20 protein-coding genes and 1 tRNA gene are annotated in these 17377 nt (G+C 55.8%); 19 read left to right on the forward strand and 2 right to left on the reverse strand.

The features are described from left to right. The first annotated feature begins 4 nt into the window (after positions 1-4). From tolR to ACIQAL_RS21050, 8 genes are all read left to right on the forward strand, one after another. Complete coding sequence (gene tolR / locus ACIQAL_RS21015) at positions 5-469, forward strand: protein TolR (RefSeq protein WP_166596264.1); 465 nt, start codon at positions 5-7, stop codon at positions 467-469. After that, positions 469-1539 carry a cell envelope integrity protein TolA gene (gene tolA / locus ACIQAL_RS21020; protein ID WP_341962548.1) on the forward strand — a complete coding sequence of 357 codons (1071 nt, stop codon included), beginning with the start codon at positions 469-471 and terminating at the stop codon, positions 1537-1539. The genes tolR and tolA overlap by 1 nt, the downstream gene beginning before the upstream one ends. Then, positions 1536-2828 carry a Tol-Pal system beta propeller repeat protein TolB gene (gene tolB, locus ACIQAL_RS21025; RefSeq protein ID WP_401149018.1) on the forward strand — a complete coding sequence of 431 codons (1293 nt, stop codon included), beginning with the start codon at positions 1536-1538 and terminating at the stop codon, positions 2826-2828. The genes tolA and tolB overlap by 4 nt, the downstream gene beginning before the upstream one ends. A 62-nt stretch (positions 2829-2890) precedes the next feature. Then, positions 2891-3391 carry a peptidoglycan-associated lipoprotein Pal gene (gene pal, locus ACIQAL_RS21030; protein ID WP_074752666.1) on the forward strand — a complete coding sequence of 167 codons (501 nt, stop codon included), beginning with the start codon at positions 2891-2893 and terminating at the stop codon, positions 3389-3391. Between the two features lie 6 nt (positions 3392-3397). After that, positions 3398-4228, forward strand: coding sequence for a tol-pal system protein YbgF (ybgF, locus tag ACIQAL_RS21035; RefSeq protein WP_341962550.1), 831 nt, complete (start codon positions 3398-3400; stop codon positions 4226-4228). 177 nt (positions 4229-4405) lie between these two features. Beyond that, positions 4406-5053, forward strand: a complete 648-nt coding sequence (gene queE / locus ACIQAL_RS21040; protein ID WP_108120958.1) for a 7-carboxy-7-deazaguanine synthase QueE — start codon at positions 4406-4408, stop codon at positions 5051-5053. A 16-nt stretch (positions 5054-5069) separates the two neighbouring features. After that, entirely contained in the window at positions 5070-5744 is a 675-nt protein-coding gene (gene queC / locus ACIQAL_RS21045) for a 7-cyano-7-deazaguanine synthase QueC (RefSeq protein WP_401149021.1), read from the forward strand. 63 nt (positions 5745-5807) lie between these two features. Continuing rightward, a tRNA-Lys gene (locus ACIQAL_RS21050) sits at positions 5808-5883 on the forward strand. A gap of 634 nt (positions 5884-6517) precedes the next feature. Here ACIQAL_RS21050 and ACIQAL_RS21055 read toward each other — a convergent pair. After that, positions 6518-7063, reverse strand: coding sequence for a hypothetical protein (locus tag ACIQAL_RS21055; protein WP_401149024.1), 546 nt, complete (start codon positions 7061-7063; stop codon positions 6518-6520). Positions 7064-7458: 395 nt separating this feature from the next. On the opposite strand from ACIQAL_RS21055, the gene ACIQAL_RS21060 reads away from it, so the two are divergent. From ACIQAL_RS21060 to ACIQAL_RS21075, 4 genes are all read left to right on the forward strand, one after another. Next, positions 7459-8400 (forward strand): alpha/beta fold hydrolase, encoded by a 942-nt coding sequence (locus ACIQAL_RS21060; RefSeq protein WP_401149027.1) that lies wholly within the window; start codon positions 7459-7461, stop codon positions 8398-8400. Positions 8401-8463: 63 nt separating this feature from the next. Next, a complete protein-coding gene (locus ACIQAL_RS21065) occupies positions 8464-8670 on the forward strand; it encodes a hypothetical protein (RefSeq protein ID WP_401149029.1) in 207 nt (68 codons plus the stop codon). A gap of 206 nt (positions 8671-8876) precedes the next feature. After that, positions 8877-9011 carry a DUF2256 domain-containing protein gene (locus ACIQAL_RS21070; RefSeq protein ID WP_401149031.1) on the forward strand — a complete coding sequence of 45 codons (135 nt, stop codon included), beginning with the start codon at positions 8877-8879 and terminating at the stop codon, positions 9009-9011. A 592-nt stretch (positions 9012-9603) separates the two neighbouring features. Then, positions 9604-9924 (forward strand): hypothetical protein, encoded by a 321-nt coding sequence (locus tag ACIQAL_RS21075; RefSeq protein WP_401149033.1) that lies wholly within the window; start codon positions 9604-9606, stop codon positions 9922-9924. Between the two features lie 238 nt (positions 9925-10162). Here the strand turns inward: ACIQAL_RS21075 and ACIQAL_RS21080 are convergent, their stop codons facing one another. Continuing rightward, positions 10163-11077: a LysR substrate-binding domain-containing protein gene (locus ACIQAL_RS21080; RefSeq protein ID WP_401149036.1), complete on the reverse strand. Its 915-nt coding sequence runs from the start codon at positions 11075-11077 to the stop codon at positions 10163-10165. Positions 11078-11188: 111 nt separating this feature from the next. Between ACIQAL_RS21080 and ACIQAL_RS21085 the strand changes: the two genes are divergently transcribed. The 7 genes from ACIQAL_RS21085 to ACIQAL_RS21115 all read left to right on the forward strand — a co-directional run bounded on the left by ACIQAL_RS21085 (position 11189) and on the right by ACIQAL_RS21115 (position 17200). After that, positions 11189-12340, forward strand: a complete 1152-nt coding sequence (locus ACIQAL_RS21085; RefSeq protein WP_166596273.1) for a PLP-dependent aspartate aminotransferase family protein — start codon at positions 11189-11191, stop codon at positions 12338-12340. A 103-nt stretch (positions 12341-12443) separates the two neighbouring features. Further along, positions 12444-13268 (forward strand): transporter substrate-binding domain-containing protein, encoded by an 825-nt coding sequence (locus tag ACIQAL_RS21090; RefSeq protein WP_401149040.1) that lies wholly within the window; start codon positions 12444-12446, stop codon positions 13266-13268. A gap of 3 nt (positions 13269-13271) precedes the next feature. Then, on the forward strand, positions 13272-13922 hold the full coding sequence (locus ACIQAL_RS21095; protein WP_401149043.1) for an amino acid ABC transporter permease: 651 nt from the start codon (positions 13272-13274) through the stop codon (positions 13920-13922). Further along, positions 13919-14677, forward strand: a complete 759-nt coding sequence (locus ACIQAL_RS21100) for an amino acid ABC transporter ATP-binding protein (RefSeq protein ID WP_401149044.1) — start codon at positions 13919-13921, stop codon at positions 14675-14677. Before ACIQAL_RS21095 ends, ACIQAL_RS21100 begins: the two co-directional genes overlap by 4 nt. A gap of 214 nt (positions 14678-14891) precedes the next feature. After that, on the forward strand, positions 14892-15584 hold the full coding sequence (locus ACIQAL_RS21105) for a type 1 glutamine amidotransferase domain-containing protein (RefSeq protein ID WP_401149309.1): 693 nt from the start codon (positions 14892-14894) through the stop codon (positions 15582-15584). A gap of 173 nt (positions 15585-15757) precedes the next feature. Next, positions 15758-16126, forward strand: coding sequence for a histone-like nucleoid-structuring protein, MvaT/MvaU family (locus ACIQAL_RS21110; protein ID WP_401149046.1), 369 nt, complete (start codon positions 15758-15760; stop codon positions 16124-16126). Between the two features lie 399 nt (positions 16127-16525). Next, complete coding sequence (locus ACIQAL_RS21115) at positions 16526-17200, forward strand: HAD family hydrolase (RefSeq protein WP_401149048.1); 675 nt, start codon at positions 16526-16528, stop codon at positions 17198-17200. Positions 17201-17377: the final 177 nt, after the last annotated feature.

Here is a 17377-nt window from a genome sequence, read left to right on the forward strand (position 1 = left end):
CCCAATGGCTTTAATCGCTCGCGGTCGACGCAGCAAACGCAAGCCGGTCGCCGAAATGAACGTGGTGCCGTACATCGACGTGATGTTGGTGCTGCTGGTCATTTTCATGGTGACGGCTCCAATGATTAACCAGGGCGTGAAAGTCGATCTGCCCAAGGTCTCCAGCGAGGCTTTGCCGCAGGACAACAACAATCAGGTCCTGACCATTTCGATCAAGGCTGACAAATCCTATTACTGGAACCTTGGCAGCGAAGTCGACACCGACAAGCAGATGGACAAGGCCATGACCTTGCCGCAACTGACCAGTGCCGTGACCAAAATCATCGCGGCAGGTCGTGAGGCCGGCAAGCAGACTCAGGTGTTCATTCGCGGTGACAAATCCGTCGACTATGGCTCTGTCATGGGCACGATGGGCGGGTTGCAGAAGGCCGGAGTCGGGAACGTTGGTCTGATTACCGAGGCGCCCTGATGCAGCCGATTCGAGAGCCGTCAGCCTCGGAAAGCTACTTCTGGCCCTCCGTCTGGGCTGTGGCACTGCACGTCCTGATTTTTGGTCTGTTGTTCGTGAGCTTCGCGATGACGCCGGAGCTGCCTGAGTCGAAACCTATCGTTCAGGCCACGCTGTATCAGCTCAAGTCGAAAAGTCAGGCGACGACCCAGACCAACCAGAAGCTTGCTGGCGAGGCAAAGAAATCCGCTGCGCGACAAACGGAAGTCGAGCAGATGGAACAGAAAAAAGTTGAGCAAGAGGCGATAAAGGCGGCGGAACAAAAGAAAGCCGATGCCGCTCAAAAGGCCGAAGAGCAAAAGGCTGAGGAAGCGAAGAAAGCGGAAGACGCCAAAAAGGCCGACGACGCGAAGAAAGCTGAAGCCAAAAAAGCAGACGATGCGAAGAAAGCAGCAGAAGAGAAACAATTGGCTGATATAGCCAAGAAGAAAGCTGAAGACGACGCGAAGAAAAAAGCTGAGGAAGACGCCAAGCGCGCCGCCGCGGAAGAAGCCAAGAAACAGGCTGCCGAGGACGCGAAAAAGCAGGCGGCTGACGATGCGAAGAAAAAGGCTGCTGAAGACGCGAAGAAAAAAGCGGCTGAGGACGCCAAGAAGAAAGCTGCAGACGACGCCAAGAAGAAGGCACAGGACGCTGCCCGTAAATCGGCGGAAGACAAGAAGGCGCAAGCACTGGCCGACCTGCTCTCCGACAAGCCGGAACGCCAACAGGCGCTGGCCGATGAGAAGGGTGATGAAGTCGCTGGCAGCTTCGATGACTTGATTCGCTCGCGAGCTGCGGAAGGCTGGGCACGTCCCCCTTCAGCGCGCAAAGGCATGACAGTCGTGTTGCAGATCGCCATGTTGCCGGACGGTACGATCAGCTCCGTGACCGTGGCCAAGTCCAGCGGCGATGGTCCGTTCGACAGTTCGGCAGTAGCAGCGGTCAAGAACATTGGTCGTTTGACAGAGATGCAGGGGCTGAAACCTTCGGATTTCGCGCCTTACCGTTCATTCAAGATGACATTCACACCTGAGGATCTAGCCTTGTGATTAACCTTCTTCGAGGATTGCTTGTCGTTCTTTGTTGTGCAGCGGGTTTCGCCGCTGCCGACGAAAAGAACATTCTGGTCACAAGCGGCAGTGACCGCGCCACGCCGATTGCAATCGTGCCTTTCGGCTTGCAAGGCGGTAGCGTGCTGCCTGAAGACATGGCTCAGATCATCAGCAACGACATGCTGAATTCGGGCTATTACACGCCGATTCCAAAGGAAAACATGATCAGCCAGCCGAGTCAGGCCAGCGAAGTCATCTTCCGCGACTGGAAAGCGCTGGGTGCCCAGTACGTGATGGTCGGCAGCATTTCGCCTGCGGGCGGTCGTTTGCAGGTCCAGTACGCGTTGTTCAATGTCGCGACCGAGCAGCAAGTGCTTACCGGTAATGTGTCAGGTACGACCGATCAACTGCGCGACATGGCGCACTACATCGCTGACCAGTCGTTTGAAAAGCTGACTGGCATCAAAGGCGCGTTCTCGACTCGCATGCTGTACGTCACCGCTGAGCGTTTCGGTACGAACAACACCCGCTACACGCTGCAACGTTCGGACTACGACGGTGCTCGCGCAGTGACACTGCTGCAATCCCGTGAGCCGATCCTGTCCCCACGTTTCGCGCCGGACGGCAAGCGTATCGCCTACGTGTCGTTCGAACAGAAGCGTCCGCGCATCTTCGTTCAGCACATCGACACGGGTCGTCGCGAGCAAATCACCAACTTCGAAGGTCTGAACGGCGCACCGGCCTGGTCTCCGGACGGCAGCAAGCTGGCCATGGTCTTGTCGAAAGACGGCAACCCTGAGATTTATGTGATGAACCTGGCGTCGCGTCAGCTTTCGCGCGTCACGAATGATTCGTCCATCGATACCGAACCTTTCTTCGGTAAAGACGGCTCGACCATTTATTTCACTTCCGATCGTGGCGGCAAACCACAGATCTATAAAACGAGCATTAATGGTGGCGGCGCTGAACGCGTCACTTTCATCGGTAACTACAACGCCAACCCTAAATTGTCGGCTGATGAAAAGACTCTGGTCATGATCCATCGTCAAGATGGCTTCACCAACTTCAAGGTAGCCGCTCAGGATTTGCAGCGCGGTAGCGTAAAAATCCTCACAGACAGCAACCTTGATGAGTCGCCTACTGTTGCGCCCAACGGCACCATGGTAATCTACGCCACCCGCCAGCAGGGCCGGGGAGTCTTGATGCTCGTGTCCATTAACGGACGCGTAAGGCTCCCGCTTCCTACCGCTCAAGGCGAAGTCAGAGAACCTTCCTGGTCCCCTTAGCTGAACTGACGCGGCGCTTTACGTTTTACTTTAACACACTGGGGTTCATTAGGAGTTTCACGATGGAAATGCTGAAGTTTGGTAAATTTGCTGCGCTGGCTCTGGCCATGGCTGTAGCTGTAGGTTGCTCGTCCAAAGGCGGCGACAATGCCGGTCAAGGCGCTGCTGTAGATCCAAACGCTGGTTACGGCGCTAACACTGGTGCTGTTGACGGCAGCCTGAGCGAAGAAGCTGCTCTGCGCGCAATCACCACTTTCTACTTCGAATACGACAGTTCTGACCTGAAACCAGAGGCCATGCGCGCTCTGGACGTTCACGCCAAAGACCTGAAAGCTAACGGCGCTCGCGTTGTTCTGGAAGGTAACACTGACGAACGCGGTACTCGCGAATACAACCTGGCACTGGGCGAGCGTCGTGCGAAAGCCGTTCAACGCTACCTGGTTCTGCAAGGCGTATCGCCAGCTCAGCTGGAACTGGTTTCCTACGGTGAAGAGCGTCCAGTTGCTACCGGCAACGACGAGCAATCCTGGGCTCAAAACCGTCGCGTCGAACTGCGTAAGTAATTTGACATGCGAACGTGCCGCCGTGCTTTAACCGTTTTGGCTCTCACCCTTCCTCTTGCAGCGATGGGTGCGGTTCCTGTGGTCGATGACAACTCTGGCTCTGCTGGCAGCAGTTATCCGCCATCGGGTTATGGTACGGCGGGCGCCTACGCCGGAGGTGGGGCTACGGCCCAGCCTTCGGCGCAAGGTCAGCTGTTCATGCAGCTGCAACAAATGCAGGATGAAATTTCGCGCTTGCGCGGAATCGTTGAAGTCCAGCAGAACGATATCCAGCAGATGAAGCAAGAAGCGCTGGATCGTTACAAGGACCTCGACTCTCGCATCGGAGCGGGTGGCGCACCTGCCGCACCTGCCAATAATTCAGCTTCCGACGGTGGCGTCAACGCCGGCGGAGCCCCTGTAGCACCTGCTGGTGGCGCCTCTGCCGCACAGGCGCCTCAGACCAGTACAGAACCGGGTGATCCGGCGAAAGAAAAGCTCTACTACGACGCTGCTTTCGACCTGATCAAGGCCAAGGATTTCGACAAGGCCAGCCAAGCGTTCTCTGCTTTTTTGCGTAAATACCCAAATAGCCAATACGCGGGCAATGCCCAGTACTGGCTGGGTGAAGTAAATCTGGCCAAAGGCGATCTGCAAGGTGCCGGTCAGGCCTTCGCCAAAGTGAGTCAGTTGTACCCAAAGCACGCAAAGGTGCCTGATTCGTTGTACAAGCTCGCCGATGTGGAGCGCCGCCTGGGTCATACCGACAAGGTCAAAGGCATTCTGCAGCAGGTCGTTGCCCAGTACCCTGGGACGTCGGCAGCACAACTGGCTCAGCGCGATCTTCAACGCCTCTGACACCAGGTGATTGACCCTCGATTCAAGAAAGCCGCGCGTTGCGCGGCTTTTTTCGTTAGAATCTCGCACCCGAAATTCCGGTATTGAATACGCTTCTCTGGATTCTGCGAGCGCAGGGTGCACAGAAGTGCCTGACGGAGGCGGATGGCCTGTTTAGCCGTTACGCCCGTGGCCCCTATGCAAGACACATTACGCATCACCGAAGTTTTTTACTCGTTACAGGGTGAAACGCGCACGGCAGGCTTGCCTACCGTGTTCGTGCGCCTCACCGGTTGCCCCCTGCGTTGCGGTTATTGCGACAGCGAATACGCGTTCACGGGTGGCACGATTCAGACCCTCGATTCGCTCATGGAGCAAGTCGCCAGCTACCGCCCGCGCTACGTCTGTGTGACCGGCGGCGAGCCTCTGGCCCAACCCAACGCCATTCCGCTGCTTCAGCGGTTGTGCGATGCCGGCTACGAAGTGTCGCTGGAGACCAGTGGCGCACTGGACATTTCCAAGGTTGACCCTCGCGTCAGCCGCGTGGTCGATCTGAAAACGCCCGGCTCGAAAGAAGTGGCGCGCAATCGCTATGAAAATATCGAACTCCTGACCCCGAACGACCAGATCAAGTTCGTCATCTGCTCGCGGGAAGACTACGACTGGGCGGTCTCAAAGATCATCCAGTACGGTCTGGACCGTCGAGCAGGGGAAGTGCTGTTTTCTCCGGTGCATCGCGATCTGAACGTTCGAGACCTCGCCGACTGGATCGTTGCCGATAACCTGCCGGTGCGCCTGCAGCTGCAGCTCCATAAAATCCTCTGGAACGATGAGCCGGGGCGCTGAGATGAGTGAGCACACAATGACTAAGAAACGCGCGGTAATCCTGCTGTCTGGCGGCCTGGACTCGGCCACCGTGGTCGCAATGGCGAAAGCCGACGGCTACACCTGCTACACCATGAGCTTCGACTATGGCCAGCGTCATCGTGCCGAGCTGCAAGCGGCAGAGCGTGTGGCCAGCGACCTGGGCGTGGTCGAACACAAGGTGATCGGTCTGAACCTGAACGGCATCGGCGGCTCGGCCCTCACCGACAGCAGCATTGCCGTGCCTGAAACGCCTGGCGAAGGCATTCCTGTCACCTACGTACCCGCGCGCAACACGGTCTTTCTGTCGTTGGCATTGGGCTGGGCCGAAGTCCTTGGCGCACGTGACATCTTCATTGGCGTCAACGCTGTCGATTACTCTGGCTATCCGGATTGCCGCCCCGAATTCGTCGAGTCCTTCGAGCGCATGGCCAACCTCGCGACCAAGGCGGGCGTAGAAGGGCAAGGTTTTACCATTCAAGCCCCGTTGCAGATGCTGAGCAAAGCCGACATCGTCAAGGCAGGCACGCGTCTGGGCGTCGATTACGGGCTGACGGTTTCCTGCTATCAAGCGGACGATCAAGGCCGCGCCTGCGGTAAATGCGACAGCTGCCGCCTGCGCGCAGAAGGCTTCGCAGCGGCCGGAATCACCGACCCGACGCGCTATTTTTAATTTTTTTAAAAAAGGGTGTTGAATTACTGAGAAAAATCAGTAATATACGCGCCACCACGAAGCGGGTCGTTAGCTCAGTTGGTAGAGCAGTTGGCTTTTAACCAATTGGTCGTAGGTTCGAATCCCACACGACCCACCATCTTCGAAACCCGAGAGGTCCACGTAAGTGTGAATTCTCGGGTTTTTTTTCGTCTGAACGAAAGTGGGGCACCAGGTCCCTGGACCGTCCCACGTTAACTCATGGCTCAAACCCGTTCCGGCCGGTAGCAGCGCCTGTTCAAGGCTGTAGCGCTCCGAGTTGAGGCTTTCTACATGCGTCAGTCATTTTGATTCTGAACCAACAACCTCTGTGGCCGTGATCGCTGTTGGACCCTGTCGAATCGGCGTTTGGTCCACTATGGCAGGGATTGTCCCAGGCTCAGGCAACGCAATCATCGCTGCTGGCGGGGGGGAGCGACGGCTCGAGCTGAGAGGGGGATCACGTCATGCCTTTATCCAGGGAGGCAGGTTTGGCCGGTCTTCTAGGCCATGGCGTTGGACGAGGAGTGCTTTTTTTCTGCTCGATACCCACCTGATATTGCGCTGGGTCAAACGCTTTGTACTCATCGCTGCCTGCAGCTTCGTAGTGTTTCAGCTGCTCAGTTGGATCGCGGGTGTGGCTTTTGGACGACTACGATAAAGAACAGCTGCGCGAAGTTAACGCCATGCCAGGGGGCATTTTCTCTGGTCTGCTCTGGACGGATAGGAAAACGGAGCGTTTGCTGACGCATAGGCTACACATGAATGCTGATGCCTTGAGACTGCGCACTTTGGGTACCGCTGTCAGTGCGTGCATCTTTGGCAAAGTCGTTGAGGTTTTGTAGGACATACACCGTATTTATATAATCCGGTACGACTTGAAATCCATATTCATTATTGTCGACGCTCGCGCTACGGAGATTGTTTATGCGCGCTGCAAAGTAGTCGAGAGCGTTCATTTTTACATCAGGTGTCATCGGGTTGCCGACCGAATCGAGGTTGGTGCCTGCAGAGATCATGAGATTGGCGGTGGTCTTGTCGATCAACCCCAGTGCATACAGGTTTTTGCTGACCAGCCCTAACTCAGCCGGTGTGATGGAGGTCATGTCGAAATCAGCAAAACTAGATCCCAAGCCTGCCTTTTTCATGGCATCTGTATCGAGTACGCCTTGCTTCGTTCCAATTTCCTGCAATAGTTGATTCGTCAAATAAGAGTTGCGAGGTGTTGAACCTGAACTTGAACTGGGCCCAGGCGACTTGATAGTTACCGAAGTTAATGACTGCCCAACTGAATTACTCATATTATCTCCACATGTTGACGCAGCGTAAATATCGCCCAAAGTCGGGTTAACGTGCTCGACCCGTTTCTTAAATCCATAAGGAACAGACTCCGGATCAGCAAGAGCTTATTAGCGTCTAGTTGATGGGTGCATCTGTAATAAAGAACAGCTCAAGCTTCGACGTCAGCCCATTTGCCGTTGCGAGGCGTGGAACATGCCCTTAACGCTAGCCCGTTTCCGCACCCATCTATGCGTCATCGCCGTTGACAGCTATTAGTAGTAGCATTTACCTATCTATCAGTAGGTATGTTTTTAAAGTAACATGATACCCTTAATCCTGCAAGGCGCCGTGAGTGCGTGGCTAACACAGCCTGAGGCTAGGCGGTGCGGTCCGGGCAAACCTGAAGGAGCAAAAGATGCGGAGCGAATTTTTTACGTGGGCAACCTATCTGACGTTGCTGCTGACGCTGTCAGTCTCTCCTGGCGCAGCCTTTGCCCAGACTGAATACCGATACGTCACCTTAGACGGCGGAAAAATGTTCTACCGGGAGGCTGGTGACCTACGCAATCCCACCATTCTGCTGCTTCACGGATTCCCGTCGTCATCCCATATGTTCCGTGACCTGATTCCGGAGCTGGCCGCTCATTTTCACGTGTTGGCACCTGACTATCCTGGGATGGGTAATAGCGATGCTCCCGCATCAGGAGATCATCCGCTGACGTTCGATGTGCTCGCCGAAACAGTGGATACATTCGTCCGGCGAATGGGTATAGGAAGCGCCGTGATCTACATGCAAGATTTCGGTGGCCCCGTTGGGATGCGCATCGCGACGCTTCATCCCGATTGGGTGCGCGGATTGGTCATTCAGAACACGCCCATGACGTTGGACGGCTGGCAGCCTGCACGGCTTCAAGCCATTCAGGCCGCCAGTATTCTGAAACCAGTGGAAAAGCGGGACGCCGCACAGGCTAGGGTGAGCGTTGCAACGGATCTGTTCCTCTACCGCCATGGCGCTCGCGATCCTGGCACCCTAAACCCTGACGCTTGGGTCAACGACGCGCTCGCCTTGAGTGACCCCGATAAGCGACGTGCCATGACAGACTTGCAGCTGGATATCCTCTCCAATCTCGCCCTATATCCAAAGTGGCAGGCTTACCTGCGCGCGTCGCATCCACCGACGCTGGTAGTCTGGGGGGACGGTGACCCGATCTTTGCCCCACGCGGTGCCGACGCCATCAAGGACATCCTGCCGAGCGCAGAAATAGTTCACTACAACACCGGGCATTTTGCTTTGGAGGAAGATCATCTCGACATTGCCAAACGAATCAACAACAAGTTTGGACATTCTTCTCAATAAGTCAGGACCTTGGATGATCATTTCAGCGCCTTTTTGTGCCAGTTGGCCCTGACTGAATTACACGTGTTGCAGCTGCCAAAGCCGTTCGATCACCACGCCGCGACCTACCTGGTACAGATCGCTCAAGCGAGCAGCGACTACGCGTTCGGTTACTTTGAAGGTCAAGGACTTGGCTTTGCTGAAGGCTTGCATCTGGCAAACGCTATTACAGAAGACGAGTGCAGCCAATTGTGTCTGGTGTTCAGAGACGCAGCTGATCGTCGGCGATAGTCAGCCAATGGAAAAGCCGGTCAGCGATCATTTCATAACGTGCATAATGAATGTCCATGACAGCAGCCAGCCAACAACCATGCTGGCGAAGCAGAACGCTACAAGGAGATTACTCATGTGCAGGGTACGTCTCATGGTTTCAGAGGTGGCGTCAAATCTACGTTTAGAAACCTGAATTAGATGCACGCAATCAGGACGGAGCACAGTTGAAAAAGAGCGAGCTTCCGGTCAAAACCTGCGCCTGCTGCCGACTGCCATTCACTTGGCGTAAAAAATGGGCGCGATGTTGGGACGAGGTCCGGTATTGTTCGGAGCGTTGCCGACGTGCCGGGAAGAAATAGATAGGTGCATGGATGAAAGCAGATTTCGGTGATGCTCCGGAACGAATTCTTAGAACTCAACAGAAGCGTGGCATTCAGAGGTTCGCCACCTATGCAGTAGCAGGATGCATCGCCGCCGTAAGCGGGTTTATCCTCTTGAATCGATCTGAGCCTGATCGCGGAAGCGCGTTACAAGTGGCTGAAAATCTTCGCTCGGGGCGAGATTCAGGTGAGATGAGCAGCGGTTCGGTCATACGGCCCGGCCCATCGTTAGACCTCCAATCGCCAAACACCGGCACATTCGTTAACCAAGCTCGGCAAACGGTCTTCAATGATCAAAACTTTATCCCGACAGGTGCGCACAACGTCGTAACCTTCCACGACACTGTTCGAGAGGTGCCTCGAGAGGAGCCTCCAAAGAAGGCCAAGCTGACGATTGTCCGGCAAACGCCCAGCATGAAGGATCGGGCGTGTTGGCCATTCAGGCAGGGGAGCATTGAGTCGCGAAACTGTCGTGATGCGATAGGTCTCAACCATCGTGACTGAGACAAAATGATCAAGTGGGCTGCCCGGTGCGGGAGTACATAAAAACACATCGACAGGACATAGATTCGTGAATACAGAGTTAACTGAAGAAGAGATGCGAAGGGCCTTGTTTGGGGTCTCAGAAGCTCCGGTCCATGTAGCTGCACCGGAAGAGCCGTCGTCGATCGTTATTGCCCCACCCGTAGCGGCGAAAAAACGTAAACCACCTCAGACATTTGTACCCAAGCTCAAGGTGACCCTGCGAGTCGGAAATGAATTTGAAGGCGAGACACAGATTTTCGTCTTCGAAGCCGACACGCTCAGTAAGCTGCAGGCGGAGCTTGATGCGATTAAAGCGGCCCGTAAGAAATTCAAGTACATCGAGGTCGTCTCGATTACGTCCGTCTAGCCATGTCCGCATGGTCTTCAGAGATCGCCTGGGCCCAGCGTTATCTGGTCAGGCCTATCTCACTCACCCGGAAAAAAGCCTCGCTCGAGCGGTGCACCGGCCACCGCGAAGCGTTTTCAGGCTGCATCCAGATTCGACTTCCTGGGCCATTTGAAAGCGTTAGCGGCTCGGATAGCCATCCCAACGGGTTTCGTCAAGTCCATGCAATCACTCACGCTTAAACCTTGACTCCGAAGCCTCACTTTTCCATATGGTTTTCCACAAGCTTCAAATCCTTTGACAGTTGGATGCGTAGCGCGGATATCAACTTTCGCGCGTTGTCCGCCAAGGGTTTTCCGGGTCGGAAAAGCAAGATGCTCGTGAAGTTCACCTTCAGGGAAAACGGCCGGATGACCAAGCCACGGTCGATGTAGTCGACGACGGCGACAGGATTGGCGAAACCGAACCCGATACCGCGCAACGCCATCTCGCAGACGGTATGGGCATAGGGCGTTTCAATCCTGATATTCGGCGTCACGCCATAGGGGGCCAGCGCCGCTTCCATTCGCCGACGGCTGCTGTCTTCTGGATTGAGTGCGATGAAGTCGTGGTTGCCGATATCGTTCGGAGTGATCACCGGCAGCTTTGCAAGCGGGTGATCAGGTGGCATGGCCATGACACCCGGCGATTCCAGAAAAGGCGAATGCTCCAACCCCATGACCGGCATCTCGTCGGCCATCAGGCCAAAATCGCATTGACCGGATGACACGTCCTGATGCACCTCCCGCGAGCTAAGGACCCGTAGCGACACCCTCATATCTCGCCCTGCCAGATCGAACGATGCTAGAGCCCTCGGCATGAATGCATTACCAAGTGCCGGATGCACGGCAATGGCCAGGCGGTCCGTGCCGAACTGCTTCAAGGTCTTGATCCGATGTTCGATCGCATCCATCCCGATGAAGAGTTTGTCCACGTCCACCATCAACGCGTGCGCCTCCTGCGTGGGCACCAGACGGCCACGAATCCGGTGAAAGAAAGCGAGACCGGCAGATGTTTCGAGTTTGCGAATCGCCTGGCTGACGGCAGGTTGGGAGATACCGAGCATGTTGGCAGCCTTGCTGGTGCTTCCTGCGTTCATGACCACTCGAAAGACTTCAATTTCTCGGACACCCATGCAGTAACCTATAACCTTTACTTATTGAGTTAATAATTCTAGGTGTAGTCGCTAAGGCAGGTCTATTGAACAATAGGATTCATTGTCCCTGACCCAACAAGGCGTACCTAGATGAAACTTGTAGATCCTGCCGGCAGCCCTTATGCCAGCCTCTCTCCAGGTGTATGGCGCGGTTCGACCGTAGTGTTCGATTCGTTCGAAGACTTCGTCAGCCGTAAGAGCCGACAGCCAGACGGCTACAGCTATGGAATTACCGGCACGCCAACCACTCGTGCGCTCGAGCGTCAAGTCGCTGATCTGGAAAACGCCCGCCACTGCGTGATCATGCCGACGGGTGCGTCTGCACTGATTACCACTGTCATGGGCTTCGTTCGTGCAGGCGACCATCTGCTTATTTCGGACTCCTGCTACGGCTCGCTCAAGACTTTCGGTCGCCAGTGGCTGGCTCATCTTGGTGTTGAGGTGGAGTTCTATCCACCGACTATCGACGCCGGAATTGAAGCATTGATCCGCACGAACACCCGCATGATCTGCATGGAAGCTCCGGGCACCGTCACCATGGAAATGCAGGACATTGGTGCGATCACCGCCATCGCCAAAAAGCACGGCGTGCTGACCATGATGGACAACACTTGGGCAAGCCCTCTTTATTTCAAAGCCATTGAGCATGGCGTGGATTTCGTGGTTCAAGCAGCGACCAAGTACTTCGGCGGTCATTCCGATCTGCTGATGGGAACCGTCAGTCTCAACGATCCGGAACGCTACGCGGTGCTGCGGGAAACTCAAAGCATCTTTGGTCAGGCTACCAGCCCTGAGGATTGTTTCCTGGTCCAGCGCGGGCTTCAAACGTTCGAGCTGCGGCTGCGTGAGCAAAGCCGAAAGGCATTGGCAGTGGCGCGTTGGCTGGAGGCTCAGCCTCTAGTACGACAAGTGCTTTTCCCCGCGCTGGAAAGCGACCCGGGTCACACCCTGTGGAAGAACCAGTTCGAAGGCAGCGGCTGCTTGCTCTCGATCATCCTGGAACCAGCTGCCGACGAAAGTGCCTTCGGCGCATTTTTCAATGCCCTGCAACGGTTCCCCATCGGCGCGAGTTGGGGCGGTACCCACAGCCTGATTGCCTACTACCCGGCGTCCCAGCAACAGGCACGGCAATTTTCACCAACAGATCAACCCATCGTGCGCATCTCGATCGGTCTTGAAGACGAGTCGATGTTGATCGCCGACCTGGCCGAAGCCTTGGAGGCATACGCCCGGGTACGTTGACGTATAGGCACGCTGCGCTTCAGACGCGGCGGCCAGACCAGAATTTTCTGCCGTTACTCCCGCGAGCCCCTGCGGCCGCACACTCAAATGAGGATGGATAACAATGAAACAGAACGGCATTCGTTTCGCATTGGCAATGATCATGTCTTTCGGCATTTGCTCGGTTGCCATGGCTGACGACTCCCTGCAAACCCTGCGAGAGCGAGGCGTTATTCGTATCGCTAACACCCAAGCCAGTCCACCCTGGAGTTATCTGGGGCAGGACAACAAGCCAGCAGGCTACGACGTTGCCATCGCCAAAGAGGTTGCCAAGCGCATTGGCGTGGCGAAAGTGGAGTTCATCGCTGACAGCTTCAAAAGCTTCGTCGAAGGCTTGAAGGCCGACAAATACGATCTCGTCATGAACGACCTGACGCCCACAGATGAACGCAGAAAACAGGTCGACTTCGCGAGCCCGTATGGCGTGGAAGAGTTCTACATCTTCGTGCGCGACGACAATCAGGACATCCATAGCATCAAGGACATGCCAGCGCACTCGATCGGTGTGACGTCGGGGACCAGCAATGAATCCTGGGCCCGCAAGCACATGACCACGTCCGACATCCGGGCCTATGAGAACGGCGGGCTGGTGTTCAACGATCTGGCAATTGGACGGGTTGATGCAGTGCTGTCTTCATTGTTCGGCGGAGAGAAGTACAAAAAGGTCAATAACCTGCCCATCAAGGCAGTGGGTGAGCCTCTGACGTACCAGCTGTCTGCTCCTGCCATGGCCAAGGGTCGAGACAGTTTGCGCGACGCGGTCAGCAAAGCCGTCGAGTCGATGGTTGCAGATGGCACGGTGGACGCTGTCGCCAGGGAGTGGATCGGGCCGGATTATCACATGACCAGTGGAATCAAGGCTGCTCTCGCTGAGCTGGCAGAGGAATAAATAATGTGGGATCTCTTTCTACGGGCGCTGCCCCTACTGCAAAAGGCGATCGTGACGACCCTTGGGTTAGGCCTGGGTGCCTTTGTCCTAGGTACTGGTTTGGGTTTGATGATTGCCCTGATGCGGATTTCTCCGGTGCGGCTGTTTCGGATGATCGCCTTCAGTTATGTCTCGATCTTCCGCGGCACGCCTCTGTTGGTGCAGATACTGTTGATCTATTTCGGTTTGCCGCATTACGGGATCGTGATGACTCCGATCCCTTCGGCCCTGCTCGCACTGACGCTGTTCTCGGCGGCCTATCTGAGCGAAACCTTTCGAGCCGGCATCATCGCGGTCGACAGTGGGCAGTGGGAGGCCGCCAGTTCGATGAGCATGGGCTACTGGACCTGTCTTCGCCGGATCATCATTCCGCAGGCGTTTCGAATCGCCTTACCCACCATGGGCAGTCGGCTCATCGCGTTGATCAAGGACACCTCGCTTGCTTCCACGATCACGGTCATGGAAATGACCAGAGTGGCTGAGCAGATCGGTGCTTCCACCTTCCGATACATGGAAATGTTCCTGATGGTGGGCGCGATGTACTGGCTCATCAATCAGGTGTTGACCATCCTGCAAACCTGGCTGGAAGGCCGTTGGACGAGGCACATGCGATGAACACAAGCACTGTACGCGTTACTGGCCTGAGCAAGTCATTTGGTGATCTGGCCGTACTCAAAAACGTTGACCTTGAGGTTCAGGCCGGCCAAGTCGTGGTCATCCTCGGTCCGTCGGGATCAGGCAAAACAACCTTGCTGCGCTCTCTCAACCTTCTGGAAAAACCGGACGCCGGGACGCTGGAGGTCTGCGGGTATCGTGTGGAGATACCGCGCAGCGGTCGATTCGACCGGGCAACGCGCAAGCAAGTGGCGCTACTTAGGCAAAAGACCGCCATGGTCTTCCAGTCCTTCAACCTTTTTCCGCACATGACGGCCCTTGAGAACGTCATGGAGGGGCTCCTCAGCGTGAAAAAGGTTTCAAAGGCACAGGCGCTTGAACGAGGGCGGCATTTGTTGGATCAAGTCGGTCTCGCGGACAAAGCGGACAGTTATCCCGCCAAACTTTCAGGTGGCCAGAAGCAGCGTGTCGCCATCGCAAGAGGGTTATCCATGGACCCTGAAGTGATCTTCTTTGATGAGCCAACTTCTGCCCTGGACCCTGAGCTGCGTGACGAAGTGCTAGGCGTCATGCGCGAGCTGGCGAACAGCGGCATGACCATGCTGGTGGTCACCCACGAGCTGCGTTTCGCTCAAGAGGCAGCGGACCGTGTGGTGTTCATGGAAAACGGTGTGGTGGTCAAGGATTGCTCCACTGAAGCGTTCTTCGGTGAGGAAAGCGGCGAGCGCATTCAGCAGTTCCTGCGCCGGTATTGATCGCCAACCTTATCTGGAGCAAGGCTTGGGACGTACGTGGAGCTGTGACTGGCGCAGCATGACCGAACCTGTCGCCTCCATGCATATCCTCGAACCTTTGCAGACGCGGCCGAACGAGCTCCGGTCATTCGACGTGAACGTCTGCGTGGTGAACGTCTCTGACAACTATGCGGTGCGATTCAGTACTGCCCATATCGCAAGGAGACAGGCGCGTATGAAAATTCTCATGATCCTCACTTCTCACGACCAGCTGGGTGATACCGGCAAGAAGACGGGCTTCTGGCTGGAGGAATTCGCAGCCCCGTATTACACATTTGCGGATGCCGGGGCCGAAATTACCCTGGCTTCTCCCAAGGGTGGACAGCCGCCGCTGGACCCTAAAAGTGATGAACCGGACGCCCAGACCGAGCACACTCGACGTTTCCGTGCCGATAGCGAGGCCCAGGGGTTGTTAGCCAATACCGTGCCCTTGGGCGAAGTTGACCCCTATGATTTCGATGCAGTGTTTTACCCTGGTGGCCATGGCCCGCTGTGGGATTTGGCCGAAGACACCGACTCCATTTCCCTGATCGAAGCGTTTTATGCGGCCAACAAACCGATCGCCGCCGTGTGCCACGCGCCGGGTGTATTGAAGAACGTCAATGCTCCTGATGGTCACCCTGTGGTGCAGGGCAAAAACGTCACCGGCTTTACTAATTCGGAAGAGGAGGCCGTAGGGCTCACTAAGATCGTGCCCTTCCTCGTCGAGGACATGCTGAAGGCCAAAGGTGGGCAATACTCGAAGGCTGCTGATTGGGCAAATTACGTGGTCGAAGACGGACACCTCATCACCGGACAGAATCCCGCTTCATCACAAGCAGCGGCTCAAGCGCTATTGAAGCGGCTAGCCAGCGAAGTCTCAGCGTGATTTATGCCGCTCGGCCTGCGCCCCGGGGCGGGCGGTAGTCACTACTCGTCTTCTCACCCGCGACCTATCTTGATCCTTTGTAGCGACTGTCAGGATGGCGTGATTGCGGGAACGATATTCATGTAAAAGACTCAACCTCCATGAACCGCCCATTAGGCCACCAGGAGAACACCATGTCACGACTCGCGGAATTCCGAAGACTCGAACAGCAATTGGCGACTCAACTTGCCGAGTTGGAGACGTTGAAAAATGATAACGGCTTGAAACAGGAAATCGAGTTCGAGACGAAGCTCAAGGCTCTTTTACAAGAATATGGCTACAGTCTGCGTGAAATCGTCACCATTCTTGAGCCGCGCACTTCCGCGAAAAAGAACGCTGCTGTTGCCACGCCTGAAAAATCCTCGCGCAAACCGCGTTCTGTGAAGACCTACAAAAATCCTCACAATGGCGAGACCCTTGAAACCAAGGGGGGAAATCACAAAACGCTTAAACAGTGGAAGAGTGAGTATGGTGGTGCAGAAGTAGAGTCCTGGTTGGCTTGAAAACCATACGGCGAGTGGTACAGCCGCCAGTATGATCCCGTCTGTTTTTCTTTCATCGCAGCTCATTTGTATTGACCCTACGAGCGTCGTTTAGGGCAGCCTGACGCTCAATGGCCTCATTCCTCTCGGTGGCTGTCTGCAACTTTTCGTTCGATCTCGACAACGGTCTTTTGAACCGGCTCGGCGTCCTGCTGTTTGCTGCGGGTCGACCTAGGCGTTATGACCTCATCAATCGCGCGATTATCGTCACCGTCCTCAAGATCCCTTCTGCTCCCACGCCAGCACGGGAAACTCCGGGTTGAATCTGTGCTGGACGACTCCCATTGCCAAAGAAACGCGGAACGCCGGGATGCATGGGATCTCGAATACGTACGTACGCCATCGCATCGGAGCATGACCATGAGCCCTACCACCTCCTTCATTTTTGACCTGGATGGCACACTGACAGACAGCGTTTACCAGAACGTGGCAGCCTGGAAACAAGCGCTGGACGCCGAGGGAATCCCATTGGCAATGTGGCGAATCCATCGAAAAATTGGCATGAGCGGAGGGCTGATGCTCAAGTCGCTGGCTCGGGAAACGGGCCTGGAGATTCCCGCCGAGCAGGCCAAACGACTCAGCGATCTTCACGCCAAAGCGTACCGCGAGCTGCAGGACCAGATCACAGCGCTGCCGGGCGCCATTGAGTTACTCCAATCACTCGATCAGAGCGGATCGAAGTGGTGCATCGCAACCAGCGGCGGCAACGAGACGGCAGCGATCAACCTCAAGGCGCTGGGTTTGAAGCTGGACGATGTTTCACTGATTACTCGCGATGACGTGAAATACGGCAAGCCTGACCCAGACCTGTTCATCGCTGGCGCTCTACGCCTGGAAGTCCCCGTTGAAGAGTGCCTGGTCATCGGCGACGCCATCTGGGATATGCTCGCCGCCAGACGTTGCAAGGCCACTGGCATCGGTCTGTTGTCGGGTGGCTATGACATCAGTGAGCTGGAGCGGGCAGGGGCATTGAGGGTGTACGAAGACCCGCTGGATTTGCTCCATCATATGGACGAGGTTGCATCACGTCCGTAGGTTTGGGGTATCCCAGTGGTTATCAAACGGCGAGTGGATACGTAATGGCGGTCGTATCGGACAAGCGCATTGCTTCTGCGCTTAAAGAGCCTTTGCCCGGGTCCGGCAGCAGAGAAACAGGGCATCACAAACGTGGAATGGCGCAAAGCCTGACCTGATTAGATGGACCCGGTTTCA

The sequence above is a fragment of the Pseudomonas sp. NPDC088368 genome (genome assembly GCF_044753445.1).
In the GTDB taxonomy this organism is placed as follows: Bacteria; Pseudomonadota; Gammaproteobacteria; order Pseudomonadales; family Pseudomonadaceae; genus Aquipseudomonas; species Aquipseudomonas bambusae.

Coding starts and splice junctions, on each gene's coding strand:
- tolR (WP_166596264.1), top strand. CDS start 5: ATGGCTTTAATCGCTCGCGGTCGACGCAGCAAACGCAAGCCGGTCGCC.
- tolA (WP_341962548.1), top strand. CDS start 469: ATGCAGCCGATTCGAGAGCCGTCAGCCTCGGAAAGCTACTTCTGGCCC.
- pal (WP_074752666.1), top strand. CDS start 2,891: ATGGAAATGCTGAAGTTTGGTAAATTTGCTGCGCTGGCTCTGGCCATG.
- ybgF (WP_341962550.1), top strand. CDS start 3,398: ATGCGAACGTGCCGCCGTGCTTTAACCGTTTTGGCTCTCACCCTTCCT.
- queE (WP_108120958.1), top strand. CDS start 4,406: ATGCAAGACACATTACGCATCACCGAAGTTTTTTACTCGTTACAGGGT.
- queC (WP_401149021.1), top strand. CDS start 5,070: ATGACTAAGAAACGCGCGGTAATCCTGCTGTCTGGCGGCCTGGACTCG.
- ACIQAL_RS21055 (WP_401149024.1), bottom strand. CDS start 7,063: ATGAGTAATTCAGTTGGGCAGTCATTAACTTCGGTAACTATCAAGTCG.
- ACIQAL_RS21060 (WP_401149027.1), top strand. CDS start 7,459: ATGCGGAGCGAATTTTTTACGTGGGCAACCTATCTGACGTTGCTGCTG.
- ACIQAL_RS21080 (WP_401149036.1), bottom strand. CDS start 11,077: ATGGGTGTCCGAGAAATTGAAGTCTTTCGAGTGGTCATGAACGCAGGA.
- ACIQAL_RS21085 (WP_166596273.1), top strand. CDS start 11,189: ATGAAACTTGTAGATCCTGCCGGCAGCCCTTATGCCAGCCTCTCTCCA.
- ACIQAL_RS21090 (WP_401149040.1), top strand. CDS start 12,444: ATGAAACAGAACGGCATTCGTTTCGCATTGGCAATGATCATGTCTTTC.
- ACIQAL_RS21095 (WP_401149043.1), top strand. CDS start 13,272: ATGTGGGATCTCTTTCTACGGGCGCTGCCCCTACTGCAAAAGGCGATC.
- ACIQAL_RS21100 (WP_401149044.1), top strand. CDS start 13,919: ATGAACACAAGCACTGTACGCGTTACTGGCCTGAGCAAGTCATTTGGT.
- ACIQAL_RS21105 (WP_401149309.1), top strand. CDS start 14,892: ATGAAAATTCTCATGATCCTCACTTCTCACGACCAGCTGGGTGATACC.
- ACIQAL_RS21110 (WP_401149046.1), top strand. CDS start 15,758: ATGTCACGACTCGCGGAATTCCGAAGACTCGAACAGCAATTGGCGACT.
- ACIQAL_RS21115 (WP_401149048.1), top strand. CDS start 16,526: ATGAGCCCTACCACCTCCTTCATTTTTGACCTGGATGGCACACTGACA.